Origin of the sequence: Vibrio sp. 2092 (genome assembly GCF_033339635.1) — a bacterium.
GTDB classification, from domain to species: Bacteria; Pseudomonadota; Gammaproteobacteria; order Enterobacterales; family Vibrionaceae; genus Vibrio; species Vibrio alginolyticus.
Genome location: NZ_JAWOUY010000017.1, coordinates 1 through 13,089 on the forward strand (window position 1 = coordinate 1; position 13,089 = coordinate 13,089).

Here is a 13,089-nt window from a genome sequence, read left to right on the forward strand (position 1 = left end):
TTCTTTTAGTTGTTGATTTCATAACACTCTCCAATTTTTTTGGGGGGGAAAGTGTCAACCTTATTTAGGACGGCACAAAATGGTCAATGAGGGCTGATGTTTAGGCATCGGCCTTTTTATTATCTATTTTTGGCACCTTGACTAAAAAGTCATCACTTAGTGCATTCATTTCATCATATCTGTGATCTAACTAGACTCTGAAGTGAGAACTCTATACAATCCGCCCTCGGAGCTGACTGGGTAGTCGCTGCTTTGTTGATGTCCTTCGGGAGACTGACGTCGAAGTCCCTTTGGGAGACTGACGTTGACGTCCTTCGGGAGACTGACAAAGGGGAGGAAAGTCCGGGCTTCATAGAGCAAGGTGCCAGGTAACGCCTGGGGGGCGCAAGCCTACGACAAGTGCAGCAGAGAGAAGACCGCCGATGGCCTTAGGGCACAGGTAAGGGTGAAAGGGTGCGGTAAGAGCGCACCGGACGACTAGCAATAGTTCGTAGCAGGGTAAACTCCACCTGAAGCAAGACCAAATAGGCCTCCACATTGCGTTGCTCGCGTAAGGAGGCGGGTAGGTTGCTCGAGCCAGTGAGTGATTGCTGGCCTAGACGAATGGCTACCGCCGCGCAAGCGGAACAGAACCCGGCTTATGTGTCGGCTCCACCTATTCGAGACCCATCTCTACTTCGGTAGTGATGGGTTTTTTGCATTTAATTGACGCAAACTATGTCATTACCAATAAACTTGGCGTAAATCACGTCTAACTTTAGACTTGTGGTGGCGATGATGTAGGAAATCAGTACACTAAAGAATCGCTTCAAGATCATTCAACGAGAAAGCTATGACCGAAACCTTCCAACATATTTCCGTGTTATTAAATGAATCCATTGATGGCTTAGCTATCAAACCAGACGGCGTCTATATTGATGGAACATTTGGCCGTGGCGGTCACAGCCGGACAATTCTATCTAAACTCGGTGAAAATGGCCGACTGTACAGTATCGACCGTGACCCTCAAGCGATCGCTGAGGCAGGCAAAATCAATGACCCTCGCTTCACCATTATTCATGGTCCATTTTCTGGTATTGCTGAGTATGCTGAAGAGTATGGGCTAGTTGGAAAAGTGGATGGTGTTCTGCTGGATTTAGGCGTTTCTTCTCCTCAGTTAGACGACGCAGAGCGTGGCTTTAGCTTTATGAAAGACGGTCCGCTAGATATGCGTATGGACCCGACATCAGGTGTTCCAGTATCTCAATGGTTGATGGAAGCAGACCTCGATGATATCACTTGGGTCATTCGTGAGTTTGGGGAAGATAAACATGCGCGCCGTATTGCAAAAGCGATTGTTGCCTACCGTGAAGACGAAGAAAATGAGCCAATGGTTCGCACTGGTCAGCTGGCAAAATTGATTTCAGATGCCGCACCGAAAAGTTTTAAAGAGAAAAAACACCCTGCGACTCGTGCTTTCCAGGCTTTTCGTATTTACATCAACAGTGAGTTAGAAGAAATTGATACGGCACTTAAAGGCGCGGCGAGCATTCTGGCTCCTGAAGGCCGTTTATCTGTGATTAGCTTCCACTCTCTGGAAGACCGTATGGTCAAACGTTTTATCCGTAAAGAGAGCAAAGGGCCTGAAGTGCCACACGGTATTCCAATGACGGAAGAGCAAATTCGTGCTCTTGGTAGTGCGAATATGAAAGCGGTGAGCAAAGCGATTAAGCCAAGCAAACAAGAAATTGAAATGAACCCTCGCTCGCGCAGCTCTGTGTTAAGAATTGCGGAAAAGCTTTAATTATTATGACGAAACCCACTCCTAATCTTGCTAAGTTGATTGCGACGGATCTCCTCACCGTTGGTCGCTGGCCATTACTGTTGTTGCTATTGATCGTGGCATCGGCAATGGGAGTGGTATTTGCTACCCACCATGCGCGTCAAGCGATTACCGAGAAAGACCATACGTTGGTTGAACGAGAACGATTAGATAGCGAATGGCGTAACTTAATGTTGGAAGAAACTGCCCTCGCGGAACACAGTCGTGTTCAAGACCTTGCCAAAAAAGAACTTGAAATGAAACGACCTGATGGCGATAAAGAAGTGGTTGTCACGCTCAAATGATTAGAAAAAAATCCAACACGAAACAAGCCAATAAGCGTAAACCTGTAGCAAAAGAGAAAGCGGCTACGGGGGATAAGAAAACCGATAACAAAGCAGTGAAAGTGGCGGTCGAAGAATCTTTCTTGATTCGTTGGCGCTTCCATCTATTACTGTTTTTTGTTTTTTGTGCATTTGCCCTTTTGGTGGCACGCGTAGCCTACATCCAAATCATTGAGCCAGATAACCTGATTAAACAAGGTGACCTACGTTCGGTTCGTGTTAAATCCATTCCTTCTGCTCGCGGTATTATTTCGGATCGAAATGGTGAGCCGCTTGCTGTCAGTGTACCGGTTGAGGCGGTTTGGGCAGATCCTGCCACGATATTTAAAGAAAACGCGTTAAGCCAGACCAAAAGTTGGCATGCATTAGCGGATGTTCTTGGTATTGACCGACAAGGGTTAATAGACAAAATCAAGCGCAATGAAAAACGCCGCTTTATCTACTTGCAGCGCCAGGTCAGTCCGGCCATGGCGAACTATATTCGTGAGCTAAAGCTGCCAGGTGTTGGCCTTAAGTCGGAATCTCGTCGTTATTATCCTGCAGGTGAGGTTAGTGCTCACTTAGTCGGTGTAACAGGCATTGACGGGCATGGCCTAGAAGGTGTGGAGCGTAGCTACGATGAGTGGCTCACTGGCGCGGCGGGTAAGAAAACTATTCGTAAAGACCGTTATGGTCGTGTTGTGGAAAACATTGCTTGGCAAGACAAGCAAGAAGGTAAATCACTTCAGTTAACCATCGATCAGCGCCTACAGGCGATTGCGTATCGTGCGATTAAGCAAGCCGTTGCGGACCACCGCGCCACTTCAGGTTCCGTTGTCATGTTGGATGTAAAAACGGGCGCCGTATTGGCCATGGTTAATGCTCCTTCTTACAACCCTAACAATCGTAGCGATTGGCAAAGCTATCAAATGCGTAACCGAGTGATCACGGACTCAATGGAGCCCGGTTCGACCATTAAGCCTTTCGTTATTTTAGCCGCCTTAGAAAATGGGATAGCCGATAAAGATACCATCGTAGATACCGGTAATGGTGTCCTACGTTTAGGTGGTAGTCGAGTCAGAGATGTCTCTCGCGTAGGCAAAGCGAGCTTGACCACGATCCTTAAAAAGTCGAGTAATATCGGTGTGACGAAGCTAGCAATGCAAATGCCGGTAGAGGCGCTTCTTGGGCTGTACAGTTCAGTGGGTTTTGGTGAGCTTTCTGGCCTAAACCTAGTTGGGGAAGTGACGGGTATTTTTCCTACACGAACTCGTTGGTCGCCAATTGAGCGCGCCACGATTGCGTTTGGTTACGGTCTATCAATTACACCAATCCAGCTAGCCCATGCTTATGCGACGCTTGGAAACCTTGGCAAATACGAGCCTATTCATATTATTGAAAGCAATGATCATGACATGTCACGTCAAGTGGTGAGTGCGAAGTATGCGCGTCAAGTATTAGACATGTTGGAAACCGTAACTCAAAAAGGGGGCTCGGCTCGCAGAGCGGCAGTTCCTGGTTATCGAGTGGGAGCGAAAACAGGTACATCACGTAAAGCTTCTGCTGGCGGGTACAGCGACGAGTACATCACCTACACGGCTGGGCTTGCTCCGGTTAGCGATCCGCGAATTGCTTTGGTGGTGATCGTAAACGAGCCTCAAGGTGATGACTACTATGGTGGTTCGGTAGCGTCTCCTGTCTTCTCTGAAATCATGAAAGGCGCGCTACAAATACTCAATGTTGCACCTGACGAAAACAAATTCCAACAGTAAGCCCTGTGGTTTACTGAGCAAACAAAATTAAGAAAACCTGAGCCAAAGCTCGGAGAACAAATATGACTAAAGCCATCAGTATGGACGTGCTGCTTTCCCCTTGGGTGGATTGCCCTAGCTTATCGTCCGTTCTTGTTTCTGAATTGGAGCTCGACAGCCGAAGAGTTCAACCTGGAACCACGTTTGTAGCAGTGATTGGCCATGTTGTGGATGGGCGTAAATTCATTGCCTCTGCAATTGAGCAAGGTGCAAATGCAGCCCTGGCGCAAGCCTGCGATGTCAAAACACATGGTACGGTGGAAATCATTGATGATGTTCCCGTCATTTACATTGATAGGTTGGACCAACGTTTATCCGCAATTGCTGGAAAGATCTATGCTTACCCTGATATGGATTTGATTGGTGTCACCGGCACCAACGGCAAAACCACCATTACCCAGTTAATAGCGCAATGGCTAGAACTGCTTGACCATAAAGCGGCGGTAATGGGAACAACAGGAAATGGCTTCCTCAATAACTTGCAACAAGCTGCGAATACAACGGGGAATGCCGTTGAAATTCAGAAAACGCTCTCCTCTCTCGCAAATCAACAAGCCACATACACCGCGCTAGAAGTATCTTCTCATGGCCTGACGCAAGGTCGTGTCAAAGCATTATCATTTGCGGCGGGCGTGTTTACTAACTTAAGTCGTGACCACTTAGATTATCATGGCACGATGGAAGAGTATGCCAATGCAAAGCTTGGGTTGTTCACGCAACACCAATGTGAACGTGCCATTATCAATGTTGATGATGAAGTCGGTCATCAATGGGCGTCGCAGTTAAGTAATGCGATCGCTGTCTCGCTCAAGCCGAACACTGAATTTGAAAGCGCAATTTGGGCGACGGAAGTCAGTTACGCAGAGTCAGGGATTACTATTAAGTTCGATGGTAAATTTGGCTCAGGTAAATTGCACGCGCCATTGATTGGTGAGTTTAATGCAACCAACTTAATGCTCGCTTTTGCGACCTTATTAAGCTTAGGTAAAGAGAAACAAGCGTTACTCGAAACCGCAGGTCAACTGCAACCTGTACTCGGCCGAATGGAGTTATTCCAAACTGAGGATCGTGCCAAAGTCGTGGTTGATTATGCCCATACTCCTGATGCTTTAGAAAAAGCGCTGCAAGCTTTACGAGTTCATTGTGAAGGCCAGCTGTGGGCTATTTTTGGCTGCGGTGGCGATCGCGATGCAGGTAAGCGCCCAATGATGGCGGAAATTGCAGAGCGTCTAGGCGACAGAGTGGTGTTGACTGACGATAACCCACGCAGCGAAGACCCGGTTCAGATTGTGAAAGACATGTTAGCTGGGCTGTCAAAACCTGCTGAAGCGATTGTTCAGCATGACCGCTTCAAAGCACTGTCTTATGCCATTGAAAATGCTTCGCCAAACGACATTATCTTGTTAGCTGGGAAGGGTCATGAAGATTATCAGATTCGTAATGGCGAAACGATTCATTACTCCGACCGCGAGTCCGCAATGCAACTTTTAGGATTGACCTCATGATCAAAGTAACGTTATCTCAAATTGCAGACATCACTCGTGGCGAGCGATTCGGCGACGATCTACTTATCGACGCGGTTTCTACTGATACACGAGCGATTGAGCGTGGGGCTCTATTTGTGGCGTTAGTAGGGGAGCGCTTTGATGCGCACAACTTTTGCCAACAAGCGGTAGATGCAGGTGCCGGTGCTTTACTCGTGGAAAAACGCTTAGATGTGAATGTGCCGCAAATTGTGGTGTCGGATACCAAACTTGCATTGGGTGAGTTTGCTTCTTGGGTGCATCAAGCATGCCAAACACCTACCGTTGCCATCACCGGAAGTTGCGGTAAAACGACCGTAAAAGAAATGGTTGCGAGTATCCTGCAATTGAAAGGCAAAGTGCTATTCACGGCGGGTAACTTCAATAATGATATTGGTGTTCCGTTGACATTATTACGCTCACAGCAGGATGATGATTATGCCGTGATTGAGCTTGGTGCTAACCATATAGGTGAAATTGCTTACACGACTCAGTTAGTAAAACCAGATATCGCGTTAGTGAACAATGTAGCAGCCGCTCACCTTGAAGGCTTTGGTTCTATCGATGGCGTGAAACAAGCCAAAGGTGAAATCTACCAAGGCCTTTCAGCTGGTGGTATTGCGATTGTTAACCTAGACAGCAATGGTGAAGCCAAGTGGGATGAAGTGTTAGCAGATAAGAAAGTCATTACTTTTTCACAAAGTAATACTGATGCAGACTTCTTCGCTTCTAACATCGTATTGAACGCCGCAGGTGAAGCAAGCTTTGACTTACATATCGCAGCAAGCTCACAAGAAATTGAACTGTCTCTGGGTATTATAGGTCAACACAACGTTGCGAATGCCATCGCTGCTTCTATTATTGCGTTACAAATGGGCGCCACATTAGAAGAGGTTCGCGCTGGCCTTAAACATTTGAACAAAGTGAAAGGTCGCGTCGAGGTTGAAGCGCTGAGCGAAAAGATAAAATTGATTGACGACAGCTACAACGCGAGCGTGCCAGCCATGAAAGCGGCAGTTGATTTATTGGCCGCTTTCCCAGGTCAACGCTGGCTGATTTTAGGTAATATGGCGGAATTGGGCGAGGAAAGTCTTGCACTTCATCGTCAAGTCGGGGAACATGCTGCCCCACAAAAATTTGAACATGTTCTCACATATGGTGCAGACGCCAAGGTGATCAGTGATCTTTGCCAAGGCATTCATTTTGAGACGCACCAAGAGATGATTGAATACATCAAGCAGCATCTAGACCAAGCCGTTCCTGAAAACCATACGATATTGGTGAAAGGAGCGAACGGTGCACGTATGTTTGAAGTCGCTGCTGCTTTGAAGGAGTATTATTAATGATTATTTGGCTTGCCGAGCTGCTACAGCCATACCTGTCTTTTTTCCGATTGTTTGAATACTTGTCTTTTCGAGCAATCCTAAGCGTATTAACCGCTCTAGGTCTGTCATTATGGATGGGACCAATCATGATCAAGCGTTTGCAAATGCTGCAAATTGGTCAGGTAGTGCGTAACGAAGGTCCTGAATCTCACTTTAGTAAGCGTGGTACCCCAACAATGGGCGGTATCATGATCTTAGCGGCCATCTCAATCACGATTTTGCTATGGACAGACTTATCCAACCCTTACGTATGGGCGGTACTGACAGTCTTACTTGGCTACGGTGCGGTCGGATTTGTTGATGATTATCGTAAAGTGGTACGCAAAAATACCGATGGCTTGATCGCGCGTTGGAAGTACTTCTGGCAGTCGTTGATCGCGTTTGTCGTCGCTTTCGCATTGTATGCTTACGGTAAAGACACAGCAGCAACTCAGCTAGTGGTGCCATTCTTTAAAGACATCATGCCGCAGCTTGGTTTGATGTATATCATTCTGACTTACTTTGTCATTGTAGGTACAAGTAACGCGGTTAACCTGACTGATGGTCTAGACGGTTTGGCAATCATGCCAACGGTTCTTGTTGCAGCAGGCTTCGCGGTTATTGCATGGGCGACCGGTAACGTTAACTTCTCTGAATACCTTCATATACCATACTTACCACATGCTTCTGAGTTGGTTGTCGTATGTACAGCAATCGTCGGTGCAGGCCTTGGTTTCTTGTGGTTTAACACGTACCCAGCACAAGTGTTCATGGGCGATGTGGGCTCACTAGCGCTTGGCGGTGCATTGGGCACCATTGCTGTTCTAGTTCGTCAAGAGTTGGTGTTGGTGATCATGGGTGGCGTATTTGTAATGGAAACGCTATCAGTCATCCTGCAGGTAGGTTCTTACAAATTACGTGGTCAGCGCATTTTCCGTATGGCACCAATTCACCACCACTACGAATTGAAAGGTTGGCCAGAACCTCGCGTAATCGTGCGCTTCTGGATTATTTCTATGGTTCTTGTTCTGATTGGTCTTGCGACATTGAAAGTGCGTTAATCGCGCTTTCCAAGAACAAGATTTACAGTGTGATCAAATATGGAACGTTGGCAAAACATACATAGTGTTGTCGTCGTAGGGCTCGGTATTACCGGGCTCTCTGTCGTTAAACACCTAAGAAAAAATCAGCCACAACTTGTGGTCAAAGTCATTGATACTCGTGTAAACCCTCCAGGTGCAGAGCGCTTGCCGGAAAGTGTTCAACTGCATAGTGGTGGTTGGAATACAGACTGGCTTTCTGACGCGGATCTTATCGTGACCAACCCTGGTATTGCGCTAGCGACACCAGAGATCCAAGCCGTATTAGCAAAAGGTACGGCAGTAGTAGGTGATATCGAGTTATTCGCTTGGGCGGTGCAGAAACCGGTGATTGCGATTACGGGCTCAAACGGTAAGAGCACAGTAACCGACCTCACAGGTGTGATGGCTGAGGCTGCAGGTTTGGATGTTGGCGTTGGTGGTAACATCGGTGTGCCTGCACTGGATTTGTTAGAACAAGACGCAGACCTATATGTACTCGAACTCTCGAGCTTCCAGTTAGAAACGACGTCAAGCTTAAAGCTCAAAGCCGCTGCGTTTCTGAATCTTTCTGAAGATCATATGGATCGTTATCAAGGCATGTCTGACTATCGACAAGCTAAGTTGCGTATTTTTAACCATGCTGTTCTTGCAGTCGTGAACCGTGATGATCAAGAAACCTTCCCAGACGCAGAGATGCCATTGGTGACATTTGGCAGCGACAATCAGGACTTTGGTCTCGAGGTGGATGGCAACCGTACTTGGCTGCTCGATCACGGTCAACGAGTTGTCGCAAGTGATGAGCTTAAGTTGGTTGGTAAGCACAACTTATCTAACGCTCTGGTTGCTTTAGCGCTATTAAAAGCTGCGGACGTAAACTATCACAAAGCATTGAATGCACTTAAAAATTACACGGGACTGACACACCGATGCCAGGTGGTTGCGGATAATCAAGGCGTCAAATGGGTGAATGACTCTAAAGCAACTAATATTGCCAGCACTATGGCTGCGCTATCTGGTTTGGAATCGACAGGCAAGCTCTACTTACTCGTTGGTGGTGTTGGCAAAGGTGCTGACTTCTCGCCATTAAAACCGATCTTCGCGACGCTTAACTTGCAACTGTGTTGCTTTGGCGCTGATGGCGATGAATTTATGCCACTGCATGAATCTGCAATACGTTTCGACACTATGGAAGATGTGATTCAACAAGTATCTTCGCAGTTAAAACCAGGTGATATGGTGATGCTGTCTCCTGCATGTGCTAGCTTTGATCAATTCGACAACTTTATGGCAAGAGGTGATGCTTTCGCTGCTCTTGCTCAGAAATATGCATAATTAAAGGTTACACACTTCGTGGGTTTAGGTAACGTTAAACGCAGTATTGGCAATTGGCTCAAGCATCCAGCCCCAGAGGCGATGTTTGATCGTCAGTTAGTGTGGATTGCACTGGGTTTGATGTTGACTGGTTTGGTCATGGTAACCTCTGCATCATTTCCAATCAGCTCTCGATTAACGGAACAGCCGTTCCACTTTATGTTTCGTCATGCGACGTTTCTCGTGCTGGCGTTAGGGACCTCCGCTGTTATTTTGCAAGTGCCTTTGCAAGAGTGGTTTAAGAAGAGCCATTACTTACTTTGGGCTTCTTTCGCACTGTTGATCATCGTGCTCTTGGCGGGTAAGTCGGTTAATGGTGCGTCTCGTTGGATTCCCCTTGGGCTGTTTAACCTTCAGCCAGCGGAAGTCGCGAAGCTATCGCTGTTTATCTTCATGTCTGGTTACTTAGTTCGAAAGCAAGACGAAGTACGACAAACCTTCTTTGGTGGCTTTATGAAGCCAATCATGGTGTTTGCCTTCTTCGCAGTATTACTACTTGGTCAGCCAGACTTGGGGACGGTCGTCGTGATGCTGGTCACGCTGTTTGGCATGCTTTTTATCGCAGGTGCAAAACTAACCCAGTTTCTCGCCTTGATGGTGGCAGGTATTGGTGCTGTCGTTGGTTTGATTCTCGTCGAGCCATACCGTATGCGACGTGTAACCTCCTTCCTTGACCCGTGGGAAGACCCGTTTGGTAGTGGCTATCAGTTGACTCAGTCTTTGATGGCGTTTGGTCGTGGTGAATGGTTCGGACAAGGTCTCGGTAATTCAATTCAAAAACTGGAATATCTACCGGAAGCGCATACCGACTTTGTGTTTGCCGTACTTGCTGAAGAGCTTGGTTTCGTAGGCGTAGTGCTGGTCTTAATGCTGATTTTTAGCTTGGTGCTAAAAGCGGTTTACATCGGCAAGCGTGCATTTGAAGAAGGCGAAATGTTCGGAGGTTATCTGGCTTTCGGAATTGGTATTTGGTTTGCGTTTCAAACCTTGGTTAATGTTGGAGCTGCCGCCGGTATTGTTCCAACAAAAGGTTTAACACTTCCACTCATCAGTTATGGTGGTTCTAGTCTAATAATTATGTCCGTCGCAGTGTCCATATTACTGCGTATCGATTACGAATGCCGCTTGAAACGCGAGCAACAACAATCAGAACAACAAGCTAATGAAACAAAATAAACGTTTGATGGTGATGGCTGGTGGTACTGGCGGTCACGTATTCCCAGGTTTGGCGGTAGCAAAACAGCTTCAAGAGCAAGGTTGGGAGATCCGTTGGTTAGGTACGGCGGATCGAATGGAAGCGGATTTGGTGCCAAAACATGGCATTGAAATCGACTTTATCAAAGTGAAAGGGTTACGAGGTCAAGGCGTTAAACGCCTTCTTGCAGCACCATTTCAAATTATCAATGCCATCATGCAGGCTCGTGCTCACATGAAACGCTGGCAGCCAGACGCAGTGCTTGGTATGGGCGGTTATGTTAGCGGCCCGGGTGGTATTGCCGCTTGGATGAGTGGTATTCCTGTTGTTCTGCATGAACAAAATGCAGTAGCAGGTTTAACGAACCAATGGTTATCGAAAATCGCTAAGAAGGTTTTTCAGGCTTTCCCAGGCGCTTTTCCAAATGCCGAAGTGGTTGGGAACCCAGTTCGTGAGGACGTGACTCAATTAGCAGCGCCAACTGAGCGCATGCAAGAGCGCCAAGGTCCAATTCGCATTTTGGTGATGGGTGGCAGCCAAGGCGCACGTATTCTTAACCAAACTCTGCCAGAAGTGATGTCGAAATTGGGCGAAGATTACTATGTTCGTCATCAAGCGGGCAAAGGTGCCGCCGAAGAAGTGAATGCAGCATACCAAGCTAATGGTGTGGTAAATGCAGAAGTAATGGAATTCATTGATGACGTTGCAGAAGCTTACGCATGGGCTGACCTTTTAGTTTGTCGCTCTGGAGCGTTAACCGTTTCTGAAGTCTCGGCGGCAGGTGTAGGCGCTATTTTTGTTCCATTCATGCACAAAGACCGCCAGCAAGCACTTAATGCAGACCACTTGGTGGATTGCGGCGCGGCGAAAATGATTGAACAACCAGATTTAACCGTTGAGTCTCTGACTCAGCAGATCCAACAATTGGATCGCCAAGCTTTACTTACAATGGCTGAGCAAGCGCGTGGCGCTGCAAAATTGAATGCTGACCGAGTTGTCGCACAAGCCATTGTCGCTTTGACCGAAAAGCGTTAACCGAATTATTGAGAATAGAATTGATGACAATCCAACATACACAAGACTTAGCTCAGATTCGCGCAATGGTGCCAGAGATGCGCCGCGTGAAATCCATCCACTTCATCGGTATTGGTGGTGCGGGCATGAGCGGCATTGCAGAAGTGCTGTTGAACGAAGGCTACCAAATCACAGGTTCTGATCTATCAGAGAACGCTGTGACAGAGCGTTTGGTATCAAAAGGTGCGACGGTATTTATTGGTCATCAAGCCAGTAATGTAGAAAAAGCAAGTGTGGTTGTTGTGTCAACGGCGATCAACGAAGAAAACCCAGAAGTGATGGCGGCACGTGAATTACGCATCCCTATTGTACGCCGCGCAGAGATGTTGGCTGAATTGATGCGATTCCGTCACGGTATTGCCGTTGCGGGTACACACGGTAAAACCACGACGACCGCTCTTGTCACTCAAATCTATTCTGAAGCCGGTCTTGATCCAACGTTTGTGAATGGCGGTTTGGTGAAAAGCGCAGGTACAAATGCGCGTCTAGGCTCGAGTCGTATTCTAATTGCAGAGGCAGATGAAAGTGACGCGTCATTCCTGCACTTGCAACCAATGGTGAGCATTGTTACCAATATCGAAGCCGATCATATGGATACCTATGGTGGTGACTTTGAAACCTTAAAGCAAACCTTCATCGATTTCCTTCATAATCTACCGTTTTACGGCCAAGCAATTGTTTGCATTGATGATCCTGTGGTTCGAGAGTTAATCCCACGTATTAGTCGTCAAGTGATAACTTACGGTTTTTCTGAAGATGCCGACGTACGTATTGAAGATTATCGTCAAGAGGGGCAGCAAGGCAAATTTACGGTAGTACGTAAAGGGCGAGCTAACTTAGATATCACGCTGAATATTCCAGGTCGTCACAATGCATTGAATGCGTCTGCTGCGATTGCGGTTGCTACTGAAGATGACATTGAAGACGATGCGATCCTAAAGGCAATGGCTGGTACGCAAGGTACGGGAAGACGTTTTGATCACCTTGGCGAGTTTGATACTGGCAACGGCCATGCAATGCTTGTTGATGATTACGGCCATCATCCAACAGAAGTGGATGTAACCATTAATGCAGCACGCAGTGGTTGGCAAGACAAGCGTTTGGTGATGATTTTCCAACCGCACCGTTATAGCCGTACTCGTGATTTATACGATGATTTCGCGAATGTGCTTGAACAGGTGGATGTATTGATCATGCTGGATGTTTACGCAGCGGGTGAAAAGCCGATTGCAGGTGCTGATGGGCGCGCTTTATGTCGCACAATTCGCAGCCGAGGCAAGGTAGATCCGATTTTTGTTCCAGAAATCGAGCAATTACCTTCAGTTTTAGCTAACGTTATACAAGACGGCGACCTAATCTTAACGCAAGGTGCGGGTGATATTGGTAAAGTGGCGAAACAGCTGGCAGGTCTTAAATTGAATATAAACAAGATGCTTGGCTGACACATATTGTTGATGCGAAGGACAGATAAAGACTCAGATCTCGATTTTGCGTCAATATCATTGTGATTTATTGCTATCAGTGTTTGATAGTTTACAAGAGCTC

General features: G+C 47.0%; 10 protein-coding genes and 1 other RNA gene. All 11 read left to right on the plus strand.

Going from position 1 to position 13,089, the window contains the following annotated elements:
* Positions 1 to 228 precede the first annotated feature (228 nt).
* Positions 229 to 657, plus strand: an RNA gene (gene rnpB / locus R7P80_RS22320) — RNase P RNA component class A.
* 175 nt (positions 658 to 832) lie between these two features.
* On the plus strand, positions 833 to 1,783 hold the full coding sequence (rsmH, locus tag R7P80_RS22325; RefSeq protein WP_005372918.1) for a 16S rRNA (cytosine(1402)-N(4))-methyltransferase RsmH: 951 nt from the start codon (positions 833 to 835) through the stop codon (positions 1,781 to 1,783).
* A gap of 5 nt (positions 1,784 to 1,788) precedes the next feature.
* Complete coding sequence (ftsL, locus tag R7P80_RS22330; protein ID WP_005387405.1) at positions 1,789 to 2,106, plus strand: cell division protein FtsL; 318 nt, start codon at positions 1,789 to 1,791, stop codon at positions 2,104 to 2,106.
* Positions 2,103 to 3,896: a penicillin-binding transpeptidase domain-containing protein gene (locus tag R7P80_RS22335; protein ID WP_086046525.1), complete on the plus strand. Its 1,794-nt coding sequence runs from the start codon at positions 2,103 to 2,105 to the stop codon at positions 3,894 to 3,896. Before ftsL ends, R7P80_RS22335 begins: the two co-directional genes overlap by 4 nt.
* A 62-nt stretch (positions 3,897 to 3,958) precedes the next feature.
* A complete protein-coding gene (gene murE / locus R7P80_RS22340; protein ID WP_213917034.1) occupies positions 3,959 to 5,440 on the plus strand; it encodes a UDP-N-acetylmuramoyl-L-alanyl-D-glutamate--2,6-diaminopimelate ligase in 1,482 nt (493 codons plus the stop codon).
* Positions 5,437 to 6,801 (plus strand): UDP-N-acetylmuramoyl-tripeptide--D-alanyl-D-alanine ligase, encoded by a 1,365-nt coding sequence (locus R7P80_RS22345; RefSeq protein ID WP_054574276.1) that lies wholly within the window; start codon positions 5,437 to 5,439, stop codon positions 6,799 to 6,801. Before murE ends, R7P80_RS22345 begins: the two co-directional genes overlap by 4 nt.
* The gene (gene mraY / locus R7P80_RS22350) at positions 6,801 to 7,883 is read left to right on the plus strand and encodes a phospho-N-acetylmuramoyl-pentapeptide-transferase (protein WP_005372931.1); all 1,083 of its coding nucleotides are present in this window, start codon (positions 6,801 to 6,803) and stop codon (positions 7,881 to 7,883) included. The genes R7P80_RS22345 and mraY overlap by 1 nt, the downstream gene beginning before the upstream one ends.
* 39 nt (positions 7,884 to 7,922) lie before the next feature.
* Entirely contained in the window at positions 7,923 to 9,236 is a 1,314-nt protein-coding gene (murD, locus tag R7P80_RS22355) for a UDP-N-acetylmuramoyl-L-alanine--D-glutamate ligase (RefSeq protein WP_225491986.1), read from the plus strand.
* Positions 9,237 to 9,254: 18 nt separating this feature from the next.
* The gene (gene ftsW / locus R7P80_RS22360; protein ID WP_005372933.1) at positions 9,255 to 10,451 is read left to right on the plus strand and encodes a cell division protein FtsW; all 1,197 of its coding nucleotides are present in this window, start codon (positions 9,255 to 9,257) and stop codon (positions 10,449 to 10,451) included.
* Positions 10,438 to 11,505 (plus strand): undecaprenyldiphospho-muramoylpentapeptide beta-N-acetylglucosaminyltransferase, encoded by a 1,068-nt coding sequence (gene murG, locus R7P80_RS22365; RefSeq protein ID WP_225491985.1) that lies wholly within the window; start codon positions 10,438 to 10,440, stop codon positions 11,503 to 11,505. The genes ftsW and murG overlap by 14 nt, the downstream gene beginning before the upstream one ends.
* Before the next feature lie 23 nt (positions 11,506 to 11,528).
* The gene (gene murC, locus R7P80_RS22370; protein WP_005387395.1) at positions 11,529 to 12,986 is read left to right on the plus strand and encodes a UDP-N-acetylmuramate--L-alanine ligase; all 1,458 of its coding nucleotides are present in this window, start codon (positions 11,529 to 11,531) and stop codon (positions 12,984 to 12,986) included.
* The last annotated feature ends 103 nt before the right edge of the window (positions 12,987 to 13,089 follow it).

Coding starts and splice junctions, on each gene's coding strand:
- rsmH (WP_005372918.1), top strand. CDS start 833: ATGACCGAAACCTTCCAACATATTTCCGTGTTATTAAATGAATCCATT.
- ftsL (WP_005387405.1), top strand. CDS start 1,789: ATGACGAAACCCACTCCTAATCTTGCTAAGTTGATTGCGACGGATCTC.
- R7P80_RS22335 (WP_086046525.1), top strand. CDS start 2,103: ATGATTAGAAAAAAATCCAACACGAAACAAGCCAATAAGCGTAAACCT.
- murE (WP_213917034.1), top strand. CDS start 3,959: ATGACTAAAGCCATCAGTATGGACGTGCTGCTTTCCCCTTGGGTGGAT.
- R7P80_RS22345 (WP_054574276.1), top strand. CDS start 5,437: ATGATCAAAGTAACGTTATCTCAAATTGCAGACATCACTCGTGGCGAG.
- mraY (WP_005372931.1), top strand. CDS start 6,801: ATGATTATTTGGCTTGCCGAGCTGCTACAGCCATACCTGTCTTTTTTC.
- murD (WP_225491986.1), top strand. CDS start 7,923: ATGGAACGTTGGCAAAACATACATAGTGTTGTCGTCGTAGGGCTCGGT.
- murG (WP_225491985.1), top strand. CDS start 10,438: ATGAAACAAAATAAACGTTTGATGGTGATGGCTGGTGGTACTGGCGGT.
- murC (WP_005387395.1), top strand. CDS start 11,529: ATGACAATCCAACATACACAAGACTTAGCTCAGATTCGCGCAATGGTG.